This window comes from Ruegeria sp. AG7 (assembly GCF_056541545.1).
On record NZ_JBQFYP010000018.1, the window covers coordinates 1 to 24,553 of the forward strand.

Genomic DNA, 24,553 nt, shown 5'->3' on the forward strand with positions numbered 1-24,553 from the left:
GAACCTCCGCAAACTTGCAAAGCTCAGACCAATCTCGGCGTGAAGAGCCGAGCAGGAAGACTTCAGCCGCTATTTCCGCCGCGCTTACACATCGACTTTTTCAACAGCATCTAACCTAAGCGTCCCTTTGCTTGGTAACCTGCCGCCCCTTTTGGGGCGGCTTTTTTCAGATCAGGTAAAGTGCGAAGATCACGGCAGAGAACCCCGTCAAAACTATGGTGAAACCCCGCAGCCAGCCCGGGCTTTCAGCCAGGTCCAGATATCGGGCCAGGATCACACGGGCTTTGATCAAGGCAAGGAGCAGGATACCACCTGCAATGAGTTCGCCAGGCGTTTTCATCAGGGTTAAAAGCGTTGAGGCCAGACTGAGTGCCAGAAGCACCAGCCATGCGCTGGTGAGTGAGTTCGGACGCCTCCGGAGGGAGTATTTAGCAAAAGATGAAATTGCCGACATCTTGGTTATCCCAGAAGATAAATAACGGGAAACAGCAGGATCCAGACCAGGTCAACCATGTGCCAGAACTGTGCGCCCGCCTCGATGTTACGAGGATCATCGCGCCACGCGACCAGCAGCAGAATGCCCACCCCGGCCAGAACATGCGCCGCGTGAAACCCCGTCAACAGGTAGTAGAACATGAAAAACGGGTGGGTTTCATAGGTAATGCCTTGCCCCGCCTTTCCAGCGTATTCCACGCTTTTGACAACCAGGAATGCAATCCCAAGTACAGCCGCACCTGTCAGGGCCAGCCTGGCCTTGAACCGGAATGCTGCGCGGCGCCAGTTCAGGGCCTGTGCGGCCAGATAACCAGATGTGACCAGTATTGCAGTATTGAAGGCTGCCCCTGTTCGATAAAGATGCGACTGCGCCTCGGCAAAGCCTGCAGGGTCGGTCAGGCGAACGCCCATGAACGCGATCAGCCCGGCACCAAAAACCAGCAGCTCACTGATAATCAGAACCCACATCAGCAATTCGCCCGGAAGCTCGTCGATGAAAGAAGTTTCGCTCATGCTCCGACCAGTTGGCGGTAGATCTGCGGTAGGGCCATGGTCAAGCGGTGTGGGTCAGGAATAACCGCAAACCCACCCTGTCCGAACATGCGCGGGAACCAGCTTTTGCCGGTTTTGTCGATGGTGACGCCAAAAATCGATTGCCCGGCGCGGCGTGCCTCGCGCACGGCCATGCAGGTGTCTTCAATACCGTGGCGCCCTTCGTAATGGTCAAGGTCATTGGGTTTGCCATCGGTGATCACCAGCAACAGGCGGCGTTTGCGGGTCTGGCTTGCCAAATCCTTTGAACAGTGGCGGATCGCGGCCCCAAGCCGTGTGTAATGACCGGGTCGCAGCGATGCGATACGTTGTTCAACTCTGGCGCCCATAGGCTCATCAAACCGTTTGCATCGCTGGATATAGACGCGCTGACGTTTCAGCGAACTGAAGGCATGAATGGCGAAATCGTCGCCGCAGGCGTTCAGGCCCCAGGCCAAAGCGGCCAGAGCTTCACGTTCAATGTCGATCACGGCGCGACCGGTTACGGCACTTTCAGTGGAACGGCTGACATCCAGCAGGATCGAGACTGCCAGGTCGCGCGCCTCGGGGCGGGATTGTTGCCAAATGCGGTCGTTGCTTTCGCCACTGGCCATGCGGTCAGTTTCGGCACGCACGGCGGCTTCGATATCCAGCTGGTCACCGTCCAGATGGCCGCGTGTCATCACACGACCGGGGCGCAGCGCCTCGAACTGGCGTTTGACCGCGCGGATGCGGCGGGCGGTGGCAGGGTCCTTGCCGAAGGCGGCAGCGTCGTCGCGGATATCCGCATCCGACAGCAGGACGTTGACGTGATCTGGCAGATACCGGCCCGATCGCACGTCCCATTCGGGATAGAGGATGCGACCGGACAGACGCTCGCGGTTCACATCCTCGGGTGCCAGATCAAGGTGCAGCTTCAGCCGCGTTGGGGGGGCTTTTGATATCTGACCCAGGCCAATTTCTTCCTGATCATCGGCCGCTTTCTTGGCATTGTCGGGATCATCATCGTCGATGCGGCGGTTGATGTTCAGGAACTCGGCCCAGCTGAGGATGGCTTCGAACTTATGCAGAATGAAACTGTCGCTGCGCTCGGCCTGATCCGATTTGCGACGACGGGCGCGGTGGGTTTTCTCACCGGATTCCTCGGGTGGACCTTCAGTTTCGGGGTTTTCCACCTCGTTATGTTCGGAAAAGCCAACTGCGCGCAGTTCGGGCCACAGGGGAACCGGGCGCATAGGCTGATAGCCGCGAGGGGCGATCAGGTCCTCGTCCAGTGTCAGAAGCTGCTCGGCTTTCGCCGACAGCGGTTGAGGGTCACCCAACTTATGGCGGATCAGCTCTTCAACTGCGTCCTCAATCGGTGGCAGGTTGGGGATATCGCGCCGATGCAGCACGCCCTTGCAAAGTTCGGTGTAAAGCGGGCGCAGGCCGGGGGCGTCGTCCAGCGTCGTATCAACCATTCTCTGCGCGGCGATCAGCGCGCGCAGGTCGGCGCGCAGCGGATCGTCTTCATCAATTCGCGTTCCGGCATGGGCAGCCGCAGCGGCCAGCCAGACATACAGCGCGCCGTTGGCTTCGCGCGCAGGAAAAACCGCCAACCGGTCCGGCAAGCGCAAGACTTCGCCATCAAACGAAGCGCGCGGCATCAGCTCCACTTCGGTCGCCAGACGCCGACGCCAACTTAGGCGGTGATGTGAAACCTCGGGCGAGACCGGGCGCAATTCTACGCCCGGACCACCGCCCAGCCCTCGAAAGAGGACGGCCAGCCGCCCCGCGACCTCAGAGAGGTCGACCGCGGCTCCATCGTGCACCTGGGGTGCATCGAGGCGGCTGGCAAGGGTGTGCCACAGTTTCCCGATCGTTTCTTCGGGTTCCCATGGCTCAAAATCGATCTTGACCATCGGCCGGCCTCACCCAAAGACAGCCGTAACAAGATCGAGGAGCCCGCGTTTGATATCCTCGTCATCTGTCAGAGGTTCGATCATGGCGGCAAGGATGGCACGGTCGGTGGACATGCCTTGTGCGATCAGCGTCGCGGCATAAACAACCAGTCGGGTGGAAACGCCTTCCTCAAGATCCTGACCCTTGAGCCCGCGCAGCTTACCCGCCAGCCGCACCAGCGGCTTGCAACGTTCCAGCGGCAGACCGCTTTCCTGTGCAACCACTTCGGCTTCCATCTGCGCGGACGGGAAATCGAACTCCAAAGAGATGAAGCGTTGCCGAGTCGAAGGTTTCAGGGTTTTCAGGATATTCTGGTAACCGGGGTTGTACGACGCCACCAGCATGAAGCCAGGTGCGGCCTCAAGCTCTTCGCCGGTGCGGTCGATTGGCAGGATGCGCCGGTCATCGGTCAGCGGGTGCAAAACGACAGTGACGTCTTTACGGGCCTCGACCACCTCGTCGAGGTAGCAGATCGCGCCTTCGCGCACTGCGCGGGTGAGGGGGCCATCGACCCAGACGGTTTCCCCGCCTTTCAGCAGATAACGGCCAATCAGGTCGGCAGCCGCCAGATCATCATGGCAGGCGACGGTATAAAGCGGGCGGCCAAGTTTTGCGGCCATGTGGGCCACAAAGCGGGTCTTTCCGCAACCCGTCGGACCTTTCAGCAGAACTGGCAAGTCGTTGTTATAAGCCGCGGTGAACACATCGCATTCATCGCCTTGGGGCAGGTAGAAGGGGGCGTTTGCCGCCCCCTCTTTCAGTTTTATGGAGCCATCCATATCCATTACTCCGCAGGGGTTTCGGCGGCGCCGGGTTCAATAACTTCTTTCCGGGGAACCCAGATCGAATAGATGAACAGCAGCGCACCAAGGACCACGACGATACCGGAACCCAGACGCATCCAGTAGAAGATTGCGATCTGGTCTTGTACGTCCATGAAGTAATCTCCGACCACACGCTGCATGTGCGTCTGCACGGTTCCGCCGAAGGTCAGCACGAAGGTCATAAAGACCATACCGCTGGTCATCAGCCAGAACGATCCCATGTTCAGCACCTGATTGTAAGGATCACGGTTTTTGAGGATCGGCATCGCATAGCTGAAGATCGCCAGGTTGAGGCAGACATAGGCACCGTAGAAGGCCAGGTGACCGTGGGCCGCAGTGATCTGTGTGCCGTGGGTATAATAGTTCACCCCGTGCAGCGTATGCAGGAAGCCCCAGACGCCGGCACCAAAGAAGGCAAGCGTTGCACATCCCAGAGACCATAGCAGAGCGGCCTTGTTGGGATGGTCACGACGGCCCTTCCAGACCATGACGAAGGCAAAGGCCATCATTGCGAAGAACGGGATCACCTCGAGGCTTGAGAAGATCGACCCAATCCACTGCCAGTAACCGGGGGTACCGATCCAATAGTAGTGGTGACCTGTTCCAAGAATGCCCGAGAACAGCGCGGCGGCGACAATGACATAGAGCCATTTTTCAACCACCTCACGGTCCACACCAGTCAGCTTCAGCATCAGGTAGGCCAGAATTGAGGCCATGATCAGTTCCCACACACCTTCGACCCACAGGTGGACAACATACCACCAGTATTGCTTGTCCAGGGACAGGTTGCCCGGGTTGTAGAAGGCAAACAGGAACAGCAGCGCCAGACCCCACAGGCCCAACAACAGGATATTGGTGATTGCAGTCTTCTTGCCCTTCAGAACGGTCATCGACACGTTGTAAAGGAACATCAGCGCGGCGACGACGATACCGGCCTTGACCCATTTGGGTTGCTCAAGGAACTCGCGCCCTTCTTTGCCCAGCAGCCAGTTGCCTTCGAACAGGTTGAAGACATAGGTCAGAACCACGCCCAACGTACCGACCACAAGGATGATCAGCTGCAGATACGCCAACTTGGGCGAATGGATTTCACGCTCGGCTTCTTCCGGAATAAGGAAGTAGGCTGCACCGAAGAAGCCCAGTATCAACCAGACGATCAGCGCGTTGGTGTGCAGCATCCGCACGATGTTGAACGGCAGAAGCTCGCTCAGGAAGTTCGGGAATACATAGATGAAGCCGGCCAGCAGGCCGCCGATCACCTGTATCGCGAACAGTGCCATGGCTACCGCAAAGTAGGCATAGGCGATTTTTTGGGATTCGTATTTCATTGCTCCATTCCCCTTCTCAGCCAGCCTCGTTGGGCGGCCAGTCCTGAGCGTCGATATTGTCCGTCCAGATCAGGAAGTTGGTCAGATCCCGGATCTCTTCGTCGCTGAGGTTGAATTGCGGCATCTGCCGACGACCGGGAATGCCGGTGGGTTGTGCCTCCATCCAGCCCTTGAGAGATTCAAAGGCCGATTCCGGGTCGTCCAACACGCCCCAACGTGTCATCACATTGCCGACCTCAGGGGCAAAGTACGCCCCTTCGCCAAGGATCGTGTGGCAGTTGATACAGGCGTGTTTTTCCCAAACATGTTTACCCCGAACCACACTTTCGTCGAGCTTCGCGGCATTTTCAGAATTGACGATATACAGGTGTGAATGGGCTGATAGAGCCAGAAAGATGAGGATGAAGAACAGTGACCCGCCATAGAAAATATTGCGAGCCATGCTCTTTGTCATGACTTCTCGCATCGCGCTCTCCTTTGCGCAGATTAGCTAGTGCAGGCAACATGACGTGCGGGTCACAGGGCTGCCTTAACGAAAGTCAAGACTTCTAAAGTATCCTCAGGAACGAGATCAGGCATCCGCAAACAACGAAAATAACGAAATGACCTTGGGATTGCCTTTAAATCTGAGGCAATTGTGAACACTTTCGCGTCGACTTTTTGACATGAAGGACCTATTCAACCACCTGAGAAAAAGGTGAAAAATTCCGTTTCAATGATTGATGGGTGAAAATGGCGAACTATTCCTATATCGGTTATACCCCTGGTGTAATCACGGTGAATACGATTGGGCCGGACACGGTTACGTTGGATGTCAATTTTGATCCCGACACGGATCGACGTTTGTTTAGTGTGACTGACGCAGCTGGTGGTTTTATTCAAAACGGAGGTGGAGCACCTGTTGTCGATACAGGGGATGTTTTCAACGGTGACCGCTTTGACGACGAAGACGGCGATGACCTGACGCAGACCGGTACTATCACCACCCTCGATGGTTCGACCACCTTTTTGAGTGGCTCAATATACCTGGAAGAATCCTACATTCTGTCCAAACCAGGCGGAGGCACAATTACTGTATATCGCGTCGAAGTTGACGGCGTATTGGGCGGCTATATTACCTCTGAACCTCTTGTGCCCGGCACGACCTACTCGATGAACATCGTGAATGTCACGCCGACCAATGCGCCCGACACAACTGACCCTGCTGCCATTATTGACGTGCCGTGCTTTGCTGCCGGAACACTTATCATGACGCCAGAAGGTCCGATGCCCATCGAGGATCTGAAGGTGGGTGACATGGTCGTCACTGCGGACAATGGACCGCAACACATACGTTGGATCGGAACGCGAAACCTATCGCATGAAGAGCTGGTGAAAAAACCCAAGCTGCTTCCAATCCTCATCAAGGCCGGGGCCTTGGGGTGTGACTTGCCAAAACGCGACCTGCTTGTTTCGCCACAGCACCGCATGCTGGTTCGATCCCGAATCGCCGTCAGAATGTTTGACGCAGAGGAAATCCTTGTTCCGGCCCACATACTTGTTGCCAGCCCTGGTATCAGCGTTGCAGATGACACCGTGTCAGTCACATATTTCCATCTATTGTTCGACCGCCATGAAATCATCTACGCAGAAGGTGCCCAGTCAGAAAGCCTTTTTGTCGGCGCACAGGCTCTGTCCAGCGTTCCCCCAGAAGCAAGGGCGGAAATCTTCGACCTGTTTCCGGAACTAGAGACCCCAATGTACGTTCCTCAAGCTGTGCGGCACATACCTGAAAACGGAAGACGCGCTCGTGCGCTCGTGTCCCGCCATGTAAAGAACGAACGCCCCTTGATATTCTGAATAGTAATACGCGGTTAAGGTTCCGTGTCAGCCGTGCTTCGCTGCGCGCGGGCCTGTCAGCGCGGGCCACATGGCAAACAGGTACAACCCGATTGCGGCAATCCATAACCCGTCAGCCGTCAGCATGGCCGTCATATATCCACCTGCCAGCCCGGACCCCAACCAGCGGACCAAAGCCGCCGCCGCCATCAGCCCGTATCCGACCGCCATTGGCGACGGTGCAACAAGGGGCCGGCCGCTGTGGCCAAGGGCGGCGCGGCTCATGACGGCAAGGGTCATGCCACCAACGCACCCGATCCCCAAAATGTGAAGAGCGCCGATCTCATTACCATATCCGATGACGGCAGACCCCCACAGCAACAACCCAAGGGCCAGCATCATCAGGCCCAGGTGCAAAGCAATCAGGATCGGCTGCCGCAGCGCCCAACCCGCTCTCCACCGTGCCATGCGCATCAGTTGGGCGCCGCCCAGCAGCAACGCGCAGATACCCGCCAAGGAAACACTGCCCAAGGTCAGCACCAACAACGGCAGCATAAGGGCAAGCGCCATCACGGCCTTTTCCAGCACCGCGTTTGAAACCGGCCACAAGGCTTCGGGCACACCGTCGCGTTTCATTGCATTGCGCGTAAAGGCCGGTGTGATACGCCCCCCCAGTATCGCTATCATTGAACACAAGGTCAGTAGCCCTGCACGAACTCCGGTATTCAGCGTGTCTGTGGTGAGTCCAATCCATTCCAGATGAACCATCAGGTTGGCCAACCATACCAAACTCAGAAGATACAGAAATATCATGTTCTGTGGCTTGGGCCTGCGTACCAGCTGGCTGGCAATTTTCAGGACAAGAATTGGAACAAAGCTCAGGTCGATAATTGCGACGGCAATCGGAGAGAGCGACCCTGATAACCACACCACCAGCCGCCCCGCCATCCAGATCAGCGCTACGACCGTGACAAAACGCGCCCGCACTTCGGGCGTCCCGGTCCAGTTCGGAACTGCCGTCAGAAAGAACCCACCCAGAGCTGCTGTTGCGTAGCCAAAAATCATCTCATGGGCATGCCACATGACCGGGGGCATTCCATAACTTTGCTCGTCATAAGGTAAAAGCCCATCCAGTGAGGCCAGCCAAATACCCCAGGCGACACCAGCAAATACGCCATAAAGACCGGCGGAAAGGAAAAATACCCGAAATCCTTCGCTGAAAATGCGCGATATTGCAGATGACATGCCTGCTCTCCATGGCCCATCTCGTCCTTCAACAAGCAGTACCGTCCGACGGGATTGGGGCACTTAACCGAAATCAAGACATCAAAAACATGTGCGAAAAAAACAGGTTTTATTGCTGAAATCTGCACCTGGTTTTTGTCCAAAGAGCGAAGTTAACGCCGCGCCCGTTGACTTTGGTCAAGGATGACAATCCCGTGATGGATCAGTCTCCGCATTGCCTCACCACGCAAATGGAGAGTGATCATGTCACTTGGAATCAGCTACAACAAGACCGGCCGCGCTTTTGGGGTCGGATTGGCAATGTTGTTGGGCAGCGTCGCTGCTCCAGCTTTTGCCGACGAGCCAACACTTAGCGACGAAGCCTTTGAAGCTTCGAAACAACTGTACTTTGAACAATGTGCAGGCTGCCACGGGGTTTTGCGCAAAGGCGCTACCGGTAAAAACCTGGAACCGCATTGGAAGAAGACCGCAGCCGACGGCACCGTAACCGAAGGCGGCACCCTGAAACTGGGTCAGGAACGCCTTGAGAAAATCATCGCCTGGGGAACTGAAGGCGGGATGAACAACTTCTCGGACATCATGTCTGAGCAGGAAATCAAGGATATGGCGACATACATCATGATGGAGGCCCCAAAGCCGCCTGAAATGTCGCTGGAACAGATGAAGGCAACCCGCAAGGTCTACGTCGAAGAAGCGGACTATCCGACCGAACCGCTGCACGGCCGCAACTGGGAAAACTTCTTTGTCGTCATTGAACGTGACGTCGGCAAGGTTGCAGTCATTGACGGCGACACGAAAGAAGTGCTGACGCATATTCCGACCGGCTATGCCGTGCACGTCCTGAAGGCTTCGGAGCATCACAACATCACCGAACCCGAAACGCCGGGCCGTTTCTGGTATACAATGGGCCGTGACGGCAAGATGACCAAGATCGACCTCTGGCAAACGCCGGACAAGATGCTGGTTTCGGAAGTCAAGATCGCCTATGACGCGCGCGATGTCGCCGTGTCCGGTGACGGCAAATACGTCATCGGCGGTGGGTACTGGCCGCCTCACTTTGCAATCGTTGACGCGCAGACCATGGAGCCGGTCAAAGTCGTATCGACCCGTGGCACCAACGTAGATGGCGAGTATGTGGAAGAAGCCCGTGTGGCCGCTATCTACACCACGCCGAACGAACCCACCTGGATCGTTGCCGTGAAAGAGCTGGGGCAGCTCTGGCAGGTTGACTACACCGACCTCGACAACTTGCGGATCGACAAGATCAACTCGGCCAAATTCCTGCATGACGGGTTCTTCGACCCGACAGGCCGGTACTTCCAAATCGCGGCTAACGCATCGAACAAGATGGTCGTTGTCGATACTGAAACGCATAAGCTTGAGGCGATGATCGACACCGCTGCCCTGCCGCACCCCGGCCCGGGCGCGAACTGGATTGACCCAAACTGCGGACCTGTGGCGGGCACAACCCACCTGGGTGTCGGTACCGTGACAGTCTGGGGCAACGACCCAGAAGGTCATCCGGATCAGGCCTGGAAAACCTGTTACGAGGTGGAAACCGACGGCCCCGGCCTGTTTGTCCGCACCCACCCGAACTCGGATTACATCTGGGCTGATCAGACCAAACACCCCGAGCCGGAAATTCAGCAATCGGTTCAGGTCATCTCGAAAGAGACCGGCGAGATCGTGAAAACCATCCAGATCACCGAAGACGAAGGCAGTGCCGCTGTTCACTTCGAATTCAACGCCGATGGCACCGAGGTCTGGGTTTCCAAGTGGAACCTGTCGGACTCGAAGGAACCCAACGGTCAGATTGTGATCTTCGACGCCAAGACATTGGAAGAGATCGGTCGGATTGACGGACTTTACGCCCCGACCGGCAAATTCAATGTCTACAACCGGTCGAACCACGTCACCTGACGGGTTCGCAACCTAAACCGGAAAGGGCGGGCCCCTCGCCCGCCCTTTCCTCGTTTGACAGATCCGCCAAACTCACCGGCCTGCCACCTAAGGCCAGACAAGACAGCCAAAACGGAGCCCGGATATGACTTCCGAACCGGATAAGAAAAAACCGATCTGGCGCCGGTATTTCCTGTGGGGAATGCCCGTGGCCGGTATTGCTGCGGCTTTCGCCGCCGGCATCATCTTCTGGGGTGGGTTCAACACCGCCATGGAAGCCACGAATACCAAGGAATTCTGTGTCTCGTGCCACGAGATGCGGGATTTTGTTTATGCGGAATACCAGGGCACGATCCACGACGTGAACCGGTCGGGCGTTGGTGCGGTCTGCTCGGACTGTCACGTGCCCAAGGACTGGACCCATAAGATCATTCGAAAAATAAAAGCCTCGAAAGAGCTTTATGGAAAAATGGTCGGCACCATCAACACCCGCGAGAAATTCGAAGCCAAGCGCATTCATCTTGCCATGAATGAGTGGGAGAGGATGAAATCGACGGACTCGCGTGAATGTCGAAACTGCCATGACTTTGAATCGATGATGCCCGAATTCCAGCGTCCCCGTGCGCGTCAGCAGCACCTGAACGCAATGGAAACCGGTCAGACCTGTATCGACTGCCACAAGGGCATTGCCCACTCGAACATCCGAGACCGCGCAACCGACGAGTATCTGGAGGAGCTTGAGGCGCCAAATCCGGCCTTCATCCGACAAATACCGCCAGAATACCTTGCCAGTCTTGAGCGGATCGAAGCCAAGGAAGCTGCCGAGGCCGAGGCTGAGAAAGCTGCAAAGAAAGCCCAGCAGGAGGCCGTTCAGGCCCAGATTGCGGCAGCAGTTGACGCGGCTGTCGCGGAAGAGCGGGCAACGGCTGCAACCGATGGTTCGACAACACCTGCCGGCAGTGAAAGCCGCGATGTCGGTGGCAACATCGAATGGAATGCGGTGGCCAGTGCGGAACTGAAACTGTTCTATCCAGGCCAGGCGTCCTTTGAATGGGTGCAGAACGGAAAAACCCATGGCGGGGCCCGTCCGCTGACCAAAGGTGGCGATCAATGTTCGACCTGTCATGCCAAGGAACTGGATGCGATTGGTAACAAGATCGTTGCCGGTGGCGAGCTGGAACCCACTCCGATCCCCGGCAAACGCGGTGTGATCGACGCAACCGTTCAGGCAGCACATGATGACGAAAACCTGTACATCCGTCTGCAATGGCCGGATTCAGGGCACAACCCTGCTCCGTTTGTTGATGGCGGCAAAATGGACCCCGAAAACCAAATCAAGGTCGCAATGATGATCACCGGAACCGGCATCGAGCTGGGCGATCAGGTCGGGTGCTGGGCGTCGTGCCACGCCGACAACACCTATATGCCCTTTGCGCCTGAGGCGGATGCAATTGCCGCAAACGGGGATGTTTCCGGTCGCCTGACCGCTCAGGACACCGTGACCAAGTACCTCAGCGAAAGCCGCACCGAGATCGAAATCAAAGGCAGGGGCGGCAAGGCTTTGGGCGGTTGGGACAAGTTGCAGGCCGCAGAACAGATCGAACAGTATCTGGCTGATGGCACCTATCTTGACCTGATGCGTGTCTACGCGGACGGCAGCGCTACAAATGGCTATCTGCTGGAACAGCGTGTGGTCAATGATGGTGAGATCGCGGCCTCGGCAAACCTGTCAGGTGGCGTGTGGACTGTTGTCTTCACACGTCCGCTGAACTCGGGCGCGCCGGGCGACATTCCACTGGAGGCAGGCCGGACCTATACCGTCGGTTTTGCCATTCATGACGATTTCGCCAACGCAAGGTTCCATCACGTGACGCTGAACACCAGCCTTGCGCTGGATGATGACAGCGCGCTTATCAACGTGGTCAAGCAATAACAGTTTGGGGCCGGTTCACCCGGCCCCAAAACACCTTGGAAAGGAGACATGGACCATGAAACCCCACCGCCTTCTTCCCGCGCTGCTGCTTCTTGCCGCGCCAGCCTGGTCAGATGAAACCGCCGAAATCTGTGCTGAAGCCGAAGAGCGTTATGTCGAGCTGTTCGGACACCCCTCGGCCTCGGTCGAGGACGCCAAGGTGGTTTTGATGTACAACTACAATTTCTGCCCGTTCGAACTGACCGTAAAGGCAGGTACAACTGTCCGATGGGTGAACGTCGACAAGCGCACCAGCCACAGTGTGTTGCTCAAAGATGGCAGCGAACCCGAAAGCGACCGGCTGTTCCCGGAAGAAACGGTTGAAATAACCTTCCTGACACCGGGCCCTCAGGATTATCTCTGCGGGCCCCATTGGGAGACACAGAACATGATCGGGATGATCACTGTCGAGCCCTGATCTGAGCTATTCCTACAGGCTGAAAACGGAGCGCGGGCGCAAATCCCGCGCTCCTTAACTTATGTCAAGGAGGTTGGTTTTCGATTGCGCCAATCTGCCCTCATGACACGCCCGGCCTACCCAGCAACGTCCCGCAAAAGCATTGGACTCGCGCAGGAAACCCCGGGTTTCGAAGACATTCAGACCCAGCGAGTTTGAACATGAGCGGTAAGGTTTTTCTGATAGGTGCAGGCCCCGGCGACCCTGAACTAATGACGCTGCGTGCCCTGCGAATGCTGCAGGAAGCAGATGTGGTGGTCTATGACAGACTGGTGTCTGCCGACATCCTGAATCTGCACGCCGAAGGCGCGCGGCTGATCCCTGTTGGGAAAGCGCCCAAATGCCACACCGTCCCACAGGACCGGATCAACGAAATCCTTCTGGAAGAGGCCAGCGCAGGTCACACGGTCGCCCGTCTGAAAGGTGGCGATCCGATGATCTTTGGCCGCGGCTCGGAAGAAGCCGCTTATCTGATGGCCCATGGCGTGGCGGTCGAATACGCACCGGGGATAACGGCGGCGCAGGGCGCGTCCTGCTCGACCGGCGTGCCGCTGACCCATCGCGGTCTGGCCACCTCGGTTCAATATGTCACCGGACACCGGCAGGCAGACAAAGTGCTGGATCTGGACTGGAAACGCTTGGCCGACCCAGACACGACGCTGGTGGTCTATATGGGAGTGGCCAACATCGGCCAGATCGCCATGGGACTGATGACCGAAAACCTGCCGGGATCGACGCCGGTTCTGGCCATCGGAAATGCAACGACACCTGATGAAAGCCGCCTGGTTTCACGGCTGGACCAATTGGCCAACGACGTGCGCACCTCCGGGCTGAAGGCGCCAACGCTTTTCATCATCGGCAAGGTTGTTTCACTTTATGCCGAACAGCCCGTGGCGGACATTCTGGAACGGGCCCATGGCTAAGCTGGGGTGCAGAAAACATGTGCCGTGCCCCGCGCCGAACAGAAATGTGCCTGGCCGCACGGGGTGGGTCGCCCGAACCTTTCTGACAACTGCGGTTCTGGCTGCAACGTCCGCCTTTGCTGCCGATGTTATTGATCCCAACGCACTGAAAAGACTTGTGCATCAGGATTGCGGTTCGTGCCATGGGCTGTCGCTGAAAGGCGGCCTGGGGCCCGATCTGCGCTCGAAAACACTGGAGCATTATGACGCCGAGGTTTTGACCGGCGTCATCCTTGACGGCATCCCCGATACGGCGATGCCCCCGTGGCGGCCTCTGATCAGCGAAGAAGAGGCCGAATGGATTGCCCGATACCTGCTGGAACAGGAGGCACGATGAAATACCTTATCCTCAGCCTTGCGGCGACATTGATGATGACCGCGGCCCAGGCCGAGCCGATGGCGACAGGAGACCTTGGGCTGGTGATCGAACGTGCCAGCGGATCGGTCCTGTTGGTGGACCAGTCCGACCGTGCCGCTCTGGCCCGGATAGAAGGATTGGGCGACTTGTCCCACGCCTCGTTGGTCTATTCACCGGATGAACGTTTTGCTTATGTCTTTGGCCGCGACGGTGGCCTGACCAAGGTTGACATTGTCACCCGCCAGATCGTGAACCGCGTTGTGCAGTCCGGAAACGCCATTGGCGGCGCGATCTCGGACGATGGTACGCTTGTGGCGGTATCGAATTACGAACCCGGCGGTGTGCGCGTGTTTGATGCGCAAACGCTGGAGATGGTGGCTGACATTCCCACTGGCAGCAAAACGATTGGTCTGGTCGACGCGCCGGGCCGCCGCTTCGTTTTCACCATGTGGGACACGGGCGAAACATGGATCGCGGATTTTGCACAGGGGGCGCCTGAGATCACCAGGATCACCGATATCGGCAAGAACCCCTATGACGCGCTGATCACTGCCAATGGCCGCACCTATATCGCCGGCCTGTTTGGCGAGGATGGCCTGACCGCGCTTGACCTGTGGTCCGACAACCCGGAACCGATCCGCGTTCTGCCCGGCTATGGCCGTGGTCAGGAGGAAATGCCGGTCTACAAGATGCCCCATCTGGAAGGTTGGGCGCTGACAGGGTCCGAATTCGTCTTGCCCGCCGTTGGCCACCATGAGGTTTTGTGGGTAGACGCCGCCACTCTGACCGAGACCGGACGCACACAAACCCACGGACAGCCGGTCTTTGCCATGGCCCGCCCGGACGGGCGACAGGTGTGGGTTAACTTTGCCCACCCGCTGAACGATACCATTCAGGTCATCGATACTGTCAGCAAACAGATAATTCACGAGTTCAAGCCCGGCCCGGCCGTTTTGCACATGGAGTTCACACCACGCGGGCACGAAGTCTGGATCAGTGTGCGCGATGCGAACAAGGTCATGGTTTATGACACGCGTAGTTTCGAAAAACTGCGTGAGATCGAGGCCGAAAGCCCGTCCGGCATCTTCTTTACCGCGCGTGCGCACAAAACGGGTCTGTAAGTCATGCAACACATTACAGACCCGATCGACCGTCGCTTACTGGATGAATTTCAGCGCGATTTCCCGGTAATCGAACGCCCGTTTCAGGTTCTTGGAAACGCAGTTGGGCTTGACGAAAGCGAAGTCATCCACCGCCTGACCAGAATGCGCACCACGGGCCGCATCACGCGGGTTGGCGCAACCATTACACCCGGCGTGGTGACGGCCAGTACGCTGGCGGCAGTCTCCGTCCCGGAGGAGCGGCTGGAGGAGGTCGCCGCCCTGATCGACGCCGAACCGGGTGTAAACCACAATTATCAGCGCGAGGACGCCTGGAACCTCTGGTTCGTCGCAACCGGCCCTGATCGGGCACATGTGGATGATACCCTCACACGGATCAGCCGGGTCACCGGGCTGCGTGTTCTGGATTTGCGGCTGGTGCGCCCTTTCAACGTTGATCTCGGGTTCCGCATGATCGGCGGGGTCAAAACCGTGCCCACAGCACGTCAGGTGGATGCGTCTGCGATGCGCGAGGGTGATCGGTGTCTGCTGCAGACGCTGAGCTCGGGTTTGTCTCTGGTCGCCGAACCTTATGCAGATTTGGCACATTCACTGAACCGGGACGTTGATGATGTGATGGCGCGAGTCATCGCGTTGCATACTGCCGGTATCATTTCGCGGCTGGGCGTCATCGTACGTCACCGGGCTCTTGGCTGGTCCGCCAATGCGATGGTTGTCTGGGACTTGCCAGCAGAGCAGATCGACACAGCCGGCCCCGCTTTGGCGGCTTTCCCCGGTGTGACATTGTGTTACGAGCGCAACCCGGTGCCCGGTGTGTGGCCATATCGCCTGTATTCCATGATCCACGCGCGGTCCCGCAGCGAAGCATTGGACGTACTGGCCCGTGCGACGGCCTTGCCCGAACTGACGGGTGCACGGAACAAGGTTCTGTTCTCAACCCGCTGCTTCAAGCAGACCGGTGCGCTGATTCAAACCAAGGAGGTCGCCGCATGACGCTGGACCAAACCGACCGTGCGATTCTGAACCGTATGCAGGACGATCTGCCACTGGTTTCACATCCTTACGCAACAGTCGCCAAAGAACTTGGCCTGACCGAGGCCGAATTACTGGCACGCCTGACACGCATGAAAGAGTCCCGTGTCATCACACGTTTTGGGCCGTTTTTCGATGCCGCAGCGATGGGCGGTGCCTTTTGCCTCTGTGCGATGGCCGTTCCGGCTGGGGAATTCGAAGCGGTCCTGACCAAAGTCAATGCACATCCCGAGGTCGCCCATAATTATGAACGCACGCACCGGCTGAACATGTGGTTCGTTTTGGCCACGGAAACGCCCGAAGGGATCGAGGCCGCGGCAGTTGCAATCGAACGGGAAACGGGGATCGAGGTTCTTTGTTTCCCCAAACTTCAGGAATTCTACATCGGCTTTCGGGTGGCGGCATGATCGACGCAACAGACAGACAGATTATCCAAGCAATACAGGGCGGATTGCCTCTGGTTTCCGCCCCATATGCTCAAGTTGCTGATGATCTGGGGATGCAGGAAGCCGACCTGCTTGAGAGGCTGTCAGCCCTCAAAGCGCGCGGCGTAATCCGACGCATCGCGGCCGCCCCTAACCACTACAAGCTGGGAATGACCTCGAACGGCATGACTGTCTGGGATGTCGAAGATGACCGCATCGCCGAATTGGGCGCTCAGATCGGTGCCCTACCCTTTGTCACCCATTGCTATGAACGCCCGCGCGCCTTGCCCGACTGGCCCTATAACCTGTTTGCCATGGTTCACGGTTCGGATCGGGATGAAGTCGAGGAAAAACGCGCCCAGATCACTGCGATCTTGGGTGACGCCTGCCGGGCCAAGGATATCCTCTATTCCACGCGCATCCTGAAAAAGACCGGTTTGCGCCTGAAAAAGAAAGGCTGAGACGATGTTTCGCCTGACCGAATACATGCACCAGCTGGTCAAACCGACCCCCGTGCGAAAACGCCGCCCCGGCCCTGTGAAGCCGGTGGTGATCTGGAACCTGACGCGGCGCTGCAATCTGAAGTGCCGTCATTGCTATACCGTCTCGGCGGATGTTGCGTTCCCGGGCGAGCTCAGCCACGAGCAAGCCATGGTAACCCTTGAGGATCTGGGCCAGTTTCGCGTCCCGGCCCTGATCCTCTCGGGTGGGGAACCACTGGACAGGTTCGATTTCTTCGACATTGCCAAACGTGCCCGAAACCTTGTGCCGATGCTGGCGCTGTCGACCAACGGGACACGAATTCATGATGAGACCGCCGACATGATTGCCGATGTCGGATTCAACTATGTTGGCATCTCGTTGGATGGGATCGGGGCCACGAATGACTGGTTCCGCGGTGTTGAAGGGGCTTTTGCAGACGCCCTGCGCGGTGTGCGTGAATGCAAGAGGCGCGGCATCAAGGTTGGCTTGCGGTTTTGCCTGACCGAAGGCACGCAGCATCACCTGCCGGACCTGCTTCAGCTATGCGACGACGAGGGCGTCGACAAGTTCTACCTTTCGCATCTGGTTTATGCCGGGCGCGGTGACAAGAACCGCGGCGAGGATGCCGAACATCAGCGCACCCGCAAGGGAATGGATCTGCTGTTGGAGCGCGCGTGGGAGGCTGCCTCGGGCGGTCGCCCGCTGGATATCGTGACCGGCAACAATGACGCAGATGCGGGTTATTTCCTGAACTGGATTCGTGCGCATTTCGACGCTGACAAGGCCGCGCATGTCCGTGAGCATCTGGCCGCTTGGGGAGGAAATTCCAGCGGTTTGGGCGTGGCCAATATCGATAATCTGGGCCGGGTCCATCCTGACACGTACTGGTCCGATTACACAGTAGGCAACGTTAAGACGACATCGTTTTCCGAGCTTTGGACCAGCGATGATCCGATGCTGGCCATGCTGCGCACGCGTCCGCGCCCCCTTAAGGGGCGCTGTGGGGCTTGCGAGCTAAAGGATGTCTGCGGTGGCAACACCCGCATCCGAGCCCTGCAACTGACCGGTGATCCCTGGGCCGAAGATCCGGCCTGTTACCTGACAAACGAAGAAATCGGTGTTGACGACGCAGGCGAGCGTCTGCAGGTTACGCCGTTCCGGGGGAAAAGCCATGATCCGGCGCATCAATTCTTTTAGTTCCGTCTGCTCTGAGCCTTCGACATGGGCGCCAGAGACACCTAAGGGGGCCTCCGGCGGGAGTATTTTTGAAAAGATGAAGCTCGTGTTGATGTGTTCTGTGCTGGGCGCTAGTGGTGCCTGGGCGGATGCACCAACGGATTATGCTGAACATTGTGCGTCCTGCCACGGTGAAAACCGCTTGGGCGGCGTCGGCCCGGCCTTGATCCCCGAGACGCTCCAGCGCATGCGCGGGCCCCGCATCGCAGCGGTAATAGCCGAAGGGCGCGCGGCGACGCAAATGCCTGCTTTCTCGCACGAACTTGACGCTTTGCAGATTGAAGAGCTGGCCGGCTGGCTAAAATCACCGCTGGAAACCGACCCCGAATGGGGCGAGGCCCATATCATGAACAGCCGCACGCTGGATGACGGTTACATCCCCGTTGAGGCGCCAGTGTGGTCAAGTGACCCGATGAACATCACCCTGGTGGTCGAAACCGGGGATCATCATGTCAGTGTGCTGGACGGTGACACGTTTGAGGTTCTGGACCGGTTCGAGACACCCTTCGCGGTTCACGGCGGGCCGAAGTTCAGCCCGGACGGGCGTTACGTATTCATCATGTCCCGGGATGGCTGGGTTCAGAAATACGACATCTGGGCCCTGCAACAGGTGGGGCGCGTACGGGCAGGGCTTAACAGCCGTAACATCGCAATGTCCGGCGACGGCAAGTGGCTGGCCGTTGCGAATTATTTGCCCAACAGTCTGACCTTGCTGTCGACCGAAGACCTGTCGGTGGCAAAAGTCATTGCGATCAAAGGAAAAGCGGGAAAATCCAGCCGCGTATCCGCGGTGTATCAGGCCCCCCCGCGTGAGAGCTTTGTTCTGGCGCTCAAGGATGTTCCCGAGATCTGGGAGGTCTTCTACGGAGCCAACCCGCCGCAATCCGGGCTGGGTCACGACTTTCGCATCGAAGGGCAGTTCAAGAACCCCGATCCTTTCCCGGTGCGCAAGATCACAACGCCCGACTATCTGGACGATTTCTTTTTCGATCAGAGCTATGAATACGTCATGGGTGCCGCGCGCGATGGCAAGGGCGGACAGGTGATCGACCTTGTTATTGGGCACAAGGTGGCCGATCTGGACTTGCCGGGGATGCCGCATCTAGGCTCGGGGATTACGTGGAAGCATGGCGATACGACCGTTATGGCCACGCCGCATCTGACTGACGGCACGGTGTCGGTGATCGACATGGGGACTTGGGAAACCGTCAAGCGGATCAAGACCGAAGGGCCGGGATTCTTCATGCGGAGCCACGAGAATTCGCCTTTCGTCTGGGCCGATGTCTTCTTTGGTCCCAACAAGGATGCCATGCATGTGATCGACAAGCAAAGCCTTGAAATCATAAAGACTTTGCGCCCTGCCCCGGGCAAGACCGTGGCACATGTAGAGTTCACAAAGGATGGCCGCCACGCGCTTGTGTCGATCTGGGAAGATGACGGCGCGGTGATCGTTTATGACGCGCAGACGCTGGAAGAAGTGCGCCGCCTGCCGATGCGTAAACCATCTGGGAAGTACAATGTCTGGAACAAAATCACCTTCTCGGAAGGCACCAGCCACTGAGGGCAAATGGCCGGTCTGGAAACTGGCCATTCTGCTTTATCCAGCCACCATGTTGACCGTGGCTATCAACCTGTTTCTGGCCGGGCTGATCCTGCACAGTGCCGGATTCTCAGCGATAAAACCGGTTCCGGCGATTCTGTGGTCAATCCCGTTGGGCATTCCGGCGACATGGTTGGCCGGGCGCTGGGTTCGAGGGTTGATGGATGAAGCTGACGGGTAGCTGCAAATTCGCGAGCACCTGATCTAAGTCAAGTCTCCGCCTAACAGAATCCCATAGGGTTCGGGAAAGAACGCCGAGTTGGATTCTCAATGCCCACCTTCCACCCCTCGCATAGCTTGTTTGATCGCGTGTCCCGTGCGGTGTGTGGTTTGGTGGGCATTTTCCTGTTGCTTTTGCAAATGCTTGGTCCGGTGCTGGCGAGTCCCGGTGAGAGCATGTGGGTGGAGATCTGCTCGGAGGCGGGCGCGGTCTGGGTCCAAGTTGACCTTGAAGAAGGGGACGACGATCCAACCGCGCCCTGCCCAAAATGCGCGGACTGTGCGCTTTGTGTGGTGACGACGTCAGCACCGATGCCGGGCGCTTTGCTGTCCGCAAGCGTCGGAAATGTTCAAAATGTACGCATTGAACATGGGGAGCAGTGCATTTTGTACAGCCCCAAACACCTGTGGCCCGAAACCCGGGGACCCCCGTTTGCGACCCGAGAAGAATCTGAACGCGCCCCGCGCGCGTCCATGGCGTCTACCCAATTGATCGGAGGTGCGCCGTGGTCGTAAGTCGCGCAATCCATTTCCTTCTGGCCCTCGTTCTGTCCTGCAGTGTTGCAATCAGTGCACGCGCCGACAGTCTTGCCAGCTTTCTTCCCGACATTGATCCGGCTGACCTGGCCCCGGGTGCCGACGCGTTTGGCCCGGCACGTAGCGACGTTAAGGTTGCCCCGGTCCTTCGGGGTGGCGAGACGATCGCATGGGCCTTTCTGACTTCGGACTTTGTCGGCACGACCGGCTATTCCGGCAAACCCATTCACGTGGTTGCCGCCATTGATGCGGACGCTGTTCTGACCGGCGTTCAGCTGGTCAAGCATTCCGAACCCATCGTGCTGATCGGCATTCCCAATTCCCGCATGGTCGAACTGACCGAAGGCTATGCGGGCCTTGACCTGAAACGAGAGGCCGAGACCGGGGGTGAGGGGCATGATCTCGACATTATCTCGGGCGCGACCGTGACGATCATGGTGATCGATGACAGCCTTGTGCGCGGCGGGATCAAAGTGGCCCGCGCGCTGGGGCTGGGTGGATTGTCTCCGGTACAAGCTGGAGGTCCGCAACGCGAAGTCGATATGGCGCAGGATGCCATTTACGACTGGACCACATTGTCGGGAGACGGCTCGGTCCGGCGGATGACGCTGGATGTCGGGCAGGTCAATGCCGCCTTTGAAGCCACAGGGGATCAGCGCGCGATCAAGCGACCCGAACCGGGCGAGCCGGATGACACCTTCATCGACATGCATATGGCGCTGGTTTCGGTCCCGTCGATCGGCAAGTCACTGCTGGGTGAGGCCGAATACCGGAACCTGACCAACTGGCTGAACGAAGGCGAACAGGCCATTCTGGTTCTGGGCCGGGGGGCCTATAGCTTCAAGGGATCGGGCTATGTCCGGGGTGGGATATTTGACCGGATTCAGCTGATCCAGGGCGACAGCTCGGTGCGGTTCTTTGACAAGCAGCAGCGCCGTCTGGGTGAGGTTGCCGCGCCAGATGCCCCCAGCTTTACCGAACTGGATATCTTCAAGATCCCGGCTGATGCCGAGTTTGACCCGGCCGAGCCGTTCCGCCTGCAATTGCTGGTGCAGCGTGCCGTCGGGGCGGTTGAAAAGACCTTTCTGACCTTCGATCTGGGATACAAACTGCCTGAACAGTACCTGTTGCCCGTCACCGCGCCATCGGTCGTGGATGATGCAACGGGCGAAGCGGCCGCCAAGGCCGCCCTGTGGCAGCGTATCTGGAAGGATCGCACCGTCGAGATCGCCGGGCTTGGTGTCATGCTGCTGGTGTTGACGGCGACGTTCTTCTTCCAGTTCCACGCCACGATGAATGCGCGCGTCTTTTACTGGTTCCGCATCGGGTACCTGACGATGACCCTGTTCTTCATCGGCTGGTATGCCAACGCGCAGCTGAGCGTGGTGAACCTGATGGCGCTGGCGGGCAGTTTACGCACGGGGTTCTCGTGGGACGCGTTCCTGCTGGATCCGCTGGTCTTTATCCAGTGGTTTGCCGTGGCCGCCGCCCTGTTGTTCTGGGGTCGCGGAGCCTATTGCGGCTGGCTGTGCCCGTTTGGCGCGCTTCAGGAGCTGACCAATAAGATCGCACGGGCGTTTAAAGTGCCGCAATGGACTTTGCCCTGGGGTCTGAACGAGCGGCTCTGGCCTGCGAAATACATGATCTTTTTGGGTCTTTTTGGTCTGAGTTTCGTGTCGATCCCGCTGGCCGAGCAATATGCCGAGATCGAGCCGTTCAAGACCGCGATCATTCTGAAATTCATGCGCGACTGGCCGTTTGTGGTCTTTGCGCTGGTCCTGCTGGGGATCGGGCTGTTCATCGAACGGTTCTATTGCCGCTATCTTTGCCCGCTGGGCGGAGCGCTGGCGATCCCTGCCCGTATCCGCATGTTCGACTGGCTGCGCCGCTACAACGATTGTGGCACGCCCTGTCAGACCTGCGCCAATGAATGCCCCGTTCAGGCGATCCACCCCACCGGTGAGATCAATCCGAACGAGTGCGTCACCTGCCTGCATTGTCAGGTGCTCTATCAGTCCGAGGACAAATGTCCCGTCGTTATCCGCCAACTGAAACGGCGGGCCAAGACCGGGTCGGTCACACCTAAGACCCCCCTCGGGCAACCACCGGCGAACCATCCAAACGCCAAACCGAAAACCGTTTCCTAAAAGGAGGAACGACCATGTCGGACCAAGAAAACAAACTGAACATCACGCGCCGCGGTATGCTGGGGGCCACTGCCACCGGTGCCGTCATCGCCGGGACCGGTCTGGGATCGACCCTGATGACCGCGAAAGAGGCCAGCGCTGCCGCCAAGCAGCATCTGGAGCCGGGCGAGCTGGACGAATATTACGGCTTCTGGTCGTCGGGCCAGACCGGCGAACTGCGCATTCTAGGCGTGCCGTCCATGCGCGAGCTGATGCGGGTGCCGGTGTTCAACCGCTGCTCGGCCACGGGCTGGGGCCAGACCAACGAGTCGCTGAAGGTTCTGACCGAGGGCCTGCTGCCTGAAACCAAGGAGTTCCTGGCTGCAAACGGCAAGGTCACCTATGACAACGGCGACCTGCACCACCCGCATATGTCGTTCACCGACGGCACCTATGATGGCCGTTATCTGTTCATGAACGACAAGGCCAACACCCGCGTGGCCCGTGTGCGCTGTGACGTGATGAAATGCGACAAGATCATCGAGATCCCGAACGCGCATGACATCCACGGCCTGCGTCCGCAGAAATTCCCGCGCACCGGCTATGTCTTTGCCAATGGTGAGCACGAGGCCCCGCTGGTCAATGACGGCCAGATCCTTGATGATCCGTCACAATATGTGAACATCTTTACTGCCATCGACGGCGACACCATGGAAGTTGCATGGCAGGTGATGGTGTCGGGTAACCTCGATAACACCGACTGCGACTATCAGGGCAAATACGCCTTCTCGACCTCGTATAACTCGGAAATGGGTATGAACCTGGCCGAGATGACCGAGAACGAGCTGGACCATGTGGTCGTGTTCAACCTCAAAGGTATCGAAGAGGCCGTAGCGGCCGGGAACTATCAGGAACTGAACGGCGTCAAGGTCGTGGACGGGCGTAAAGAGGCGGGTGGAAACCTGACCCGGTACATCCCGATCCCGAACTCGCCACACGGTGTGAACGCTGCGCCTGACAAGAAACACATCATGATCAACGGCAAGCTGTCGCCGACCGTGTCCGTAATCGATGTGGAAAAGGTCGATGCGCTGTTCAGCGAAAACGCCGATCCGCGTTCCGCTGTTGTCGCCGAGCCGCAGCTGGGTCTTGGCCCGCTTCACACGGCGTTCGACGGCAAGGGCAACGCCTATACCACCCTGTTCCTGGACAGCCAGGTGGTGAAGTGGGACATCGCCAAGGCGATCGAGGCCTATGCGGGTGCTGATGTTGACCCGATCATCGACAAGGTCGACGTGCATTACCAGCCGGGCCACAACTCGACCTCGATGGGTGAAACTGCCGAAGCAGATGGCAAGTGGCTGATTTCGATGAACAAGTTTTCGAAAGACCGCTTCCTGAACGTAGGCCCGCTGAAGCCCGAAAATGAGCAGCTGATCGATATTTCCGGCGACAAGATGAAGGTGGTCCATGACGGTCCGACCTTTGCCGAGCCGCATGACTCGATCATTGTTCACCGGTCCAAGGTGAACCCGGTGAATGTCTGGGACCGCAACGACCCAATGTGGGAAGAGGCGCGCGCGCAGGCTGCCGCTGACGGCGTCGATCTGGACGAAGGTGCCGAGGAACCGATCCGGGACGGCAACAAGGTGCGGGTCTACATGACCTCGACCGCGCCCGTGTTCAGCATGGAGAAGTTCACCGTCAAACAGGGTGACGAAGTGACCGTTTATGTCACCAACCTGGATGATGTGGACGATGTGACCCACGGCTTCTGCCTGTCGAACTTCGGTATCGCGATGGAAGTTGCACCGCAGGCCACGGCCTCGGTCACGTTCATTGCTGACCGTCCGGGCGTGCACTGGTTCTATTGCCAGTGGTTCTGCCACGCGCTGCACATGGAGATGCGCGGCCGGATGTTTGTTGAGCCGCGGAGCGCATAAA

22 protein-coding genes are annotated in these 24,553 nt (G+C 58.2%); 15 read left to right on the forward strand and 7 right to left on the reverse strand.

Going from position 1 to position 24,553, the window contains the following annotated elements:
- Positions 1 to 166: 166 nt before the first annotated feature.
- Genes ACR0BF_RS17715 through ACR0BF_RS17740 form a run of 6 tightly spaced genes read right to left on the reverse strand, consistent with a single transcriptional unit; the run spans position 167 to position 5,585 of the window.
- On the reverse strand, positions 167 to 454 hold the full coding sequence (locus ACR0BF_RS17715) for a cytochrome C oxidase subunit IV family protein (RefSeq protein ID WP_480606839.1): 288 nt from the start codon (positions 452 to 454) through the stop codon (positions 167 to 169).
- Positions 455 to 459: 5 nt separating this feature from the next.
- The gene (locus ACR0BF_RS17720; RefSeq protein ID WP_480477355.1) at positions 460 to 1,008 is read right to left on the reverse strand and encodes a cytochrome c oxidase subunit 3; all 549 of its coding nucleotides are present in this window, start codon (positions 1,006 to 1,008) and stop codon (positions 460 to 462) included.
- A complete protein-coding gene (locus ACR0BF_RS17725) occupies positions 1,005 to 2,927 on the reverse strand; it encodes a nitric oxide reductase activation protein NorD (protein ID WP_480625434.1) in 1,923 nt (640 codons plus the stop codon). Before ACR0BF_RS17725 ends, ACR0BF_RS17720 begins: the two co-directional genes overlap by 4 nt.
- Before the next feature lie 9 nt (positions 2,928 to 2,936).
- Positions 2,937 to 3,746: an AAA family ATPase gene (locus ACR0BF_RS17730; RefSeq protein WP_480477359.1), complete on the reverse strand. Its 810-nt coding sequence runs from the start codon at positions 3,744 to 3,746 to the stop codon at positions 2,937 to 2,939.
- A gap of 5 nt (positions 3,747 to 3,751) precedes the next feature.
- The gene (locus tag ACR0BF_RS17735; protein WP_480477361.1) at positions 3,752 to 5,119 is read right to left on the reverse strand and encodes a cbb3-type cytochrome c oxidase subunit I; all 1,368 of its coding nucleotides are present in this window, start codon (positions 5,117 to 5,119) and stop codon (positions 3,752 to 3,754) included.
- Positions 5,120 to 5,135: 16 nt separating this feature from the next.
- The gene (locus ACR0BF_RS17740; protein ID WP_209597154.1) at positions 5,136 to 5,585 is read right to left on the reverse strand and encodes a c-type cytochrome; all 450 of its coding nucleotides are present in this window, start codon (positions 5,583 to 5,585) and stop codon (positions 5,136 to 5,138) included.
- A gap of 266 nt (positions 5,586 to 5,851) precedes the next feature.
- Between ACR0BF_RS17740 and ACR0BF_RS17745 the strand changes: the two genes are divergently transcribed.
- Complete coding sequence (locus ACR0BF_RS17745) at positions 5,852 to 6,958, forward strand: Hint domain-containing protein (RefSeq protein WP_480625435.1); 1,107 nt, start codon at positions 5,852 to 5,854, stop codon at positions 6,956 to 6,958.
- 27 nt (positions 6,959 to 6,985) lie between these two features.
- Here the strand turns inward: ACR0BF_RS17745 and ACR0BF_RS17750 are convergent, their stop codons facing one another.
- Complete coding sequence (locus tag ACR0BF_RS17750; protein ID WP_480625436.1) at positions 6,986 to 8,182, reverse strand: NnrS family protein; 1,197 nt, start codon at positions 8,180 to 8,182, stop codon at positions 6,986 to 6,988.
- Positions 8,183 to 8,425: 243 nt separating this feature from the next.
- On the opposite strand from ACR0BF_RS17750, the gene ACR0BF_RS17755 reads away from it, so the two are divergent.
- The 14 genes from ACR0BF_RS17755 to nosZ all read left to right on the forward strand — a co-directional run bounded on the left by ACR0BF_RS17755 (position 8,426) and on the right by nosZ (position 24,552).
- On the forward strand, positions 8,426 to 10,102 hold the full coding sequence (locus ACR0BF_RS17755; RefSeq protein WP_480477367.1) for a cytochrome D1 domain-containing protein: 1,677 nt from the start codon (positions 8,426 to 8,428) through the stop codon (positions 10,100 to 10,102).
- A gap of 124 nt (positions 10,103 to 10,226) precedes the next feature.
- Positions 10,227 to 12,014, forward strand: a complete 1,788-nt coding sequence (locus tag ACR0BF_RS17760; protein ID WP_480625437.1) for a NapC/NirT family cytochrome c — start codon at positions 10,227 to 10,229, stop codon at positions 12,012 to 12,014.
- 55 nt (positions 12,015 to 12,069) lie between these two features.
- Complete coding sequence (locus ACR0BF_RS17765) at positions 12,070 to 12,471, forward strand: cupredoxin domain-containing protein (RefSeq protein WP_480520494.1); 402 nt, start codon at positions 12,070 to 12,072, stop codon at positions 12,469 to 12,471.
- A 200-nt stretch (positions 12,472 to 12,671) separates the two neighbouring features.
- Entirely contained in the window at positions 12,672 to 13,433 is a 762-nt protein-coding gene (gene cobA / locus ACR0BF_RS17770) for a uroporphyrinogen-III C-methyltransferase (protein WP_480555371.1), read from the forward strand.
- A gap of 46 nt (positions 13,434 to 13,479) precedes the next feature.
- Positions 13,480 to 13,809 carry a c-type cytochrome gene (locus ACR0BF_RS17775; protein ID WP_480477375.1) on the forward strand — a complete coding sequence of 110 codons (330 nt, stop codon included), beginning with the start codon at positions 13,480 to 13,482 and terminating at the stop codon, positions 13,807 to 13,809.
- A complete protein-coding gene (locus ACR0BF_RS17780; RefSeq protein ID WP_480555372.1) occupies positions 13,806 to 14,951 on the forward strand; it encodes a cytochrome D1 domain-containing protein in 1,146 nt (381 codons plus the stop codon). Before ACR0BF_RS17775 ends, ACR0BF_RS17780 begins: the two co-directional genes overlap by 4 nt.
- Positions 14,952 to 14,954: 3 nt before the next feature.
- Positions 14,955 to 15,944, forward strand: coding sequence for a siroheme decarboxylase subunit beta (ahbB, locus tag ACR0BF_RS17785; RefSeq protein WP_480520490.1), 990 nt, complete (start codon positions 14,955 to 14,957; stop codon positions 15,942 to 15,944).
- A complete protein-coding gene (locus tag ACR0BF_RS17790) occupies positions 15,941 to 16,390 on the forward strand; it encodes an Lrp/AsnC family transcriptional regulator (RefSeq protein WP_480625438.1) in 450 nt (149 codons plus the stop codon). Before ahbB (ACR0BF_RS17785) ends, ACR0BF_RS17790 begins: the two co-directional genes overlap by 4 nt.
- Complete coding sequence (gene ahbB / locus ACR0BF_RS17795; protein ID WP_480625439.1) at positions 16,387 to 16,869, forward strand: siroheme decarboxylase subunit beta; 483 nt, start codon at positions 16,387 to 16,389, stop codon at positions 16,867 to 16,869. The genes ACR0BF_RS17790 and ahbB (ACR0BF_RS17795) overlap by 4 nt, the downstream gene beginning before the upstream one ends.
- A 4-nt stretch (positions 16,870 to 16,873) precedes the next feature.
- Positions 16,874 to 18,088 (forward strand): heme d1 biosynthesis radical SAM protein NirJ, encoded by a 1,215-nt coding sequence (gene nirJ, locus ACR0BF_RS17800; RefSeq protein WP_480520483.1) that lies wholly within the window; start codon positions 16,874 to 16,876, stop codon positions 18,086 to 18,088.
- Positions 18,089 to 18,164: 76 nt separating this feature from the next.
- Positions 18,165 to 19,688 (forward strand): cytochrome D1 domain-containing protein, encoded by a 1,524-nt coding sequence (locus ACR0BF_RS17805; RefSeq protein WP_480625440.1) that lies wholly within the window; start codon positions 18,165 to 18,167, stop codon positions 19,686 to 19,688.
- Positions 19,645 to 19,908, forward strand: coding sequence for a hypothetical protein (locus tag ACR0BF_RS17810; protein ID WP_480494072.1), 264 nt, complete (start codon positions 19,645 to 19,647; stop codon positions 19,906 to 19,908). The genes ACR0BF_RS17805 and ACR0BF_RS17810 overlap by 44 nt, the downstream gene beginning before the upstream one ends.
- Before the next feature lie 544 nt (positions 19,909 to 20,452).
- Positions 20,453 to 22,630, forward strand: a complete 2,178-nt coding sequence (locus ACR0BF_RS17815; protein ID WP_480625441.1) for a 4Fe-4S binding protein — start codon at positions 20,453 to 20,455, stop codon at positions 22,628 to 22,630.
- Between the two features lie 14 nt (positions 22,631 to 22,644).
- Complete coding sequence (nosZ, locus tag ACR0BF_RS17820; RefSeq protein WP_480477391.1) at positions 22,645 to 24,552, forward strand: TAT-dependent nitrous-oxide reductase; 1,908 nt, start codon at positions 22,645 to 22,647, stop codon at positions 24,550 to 24,552.
- Position 24,553 lies beyond the last annotated feature (1 nt).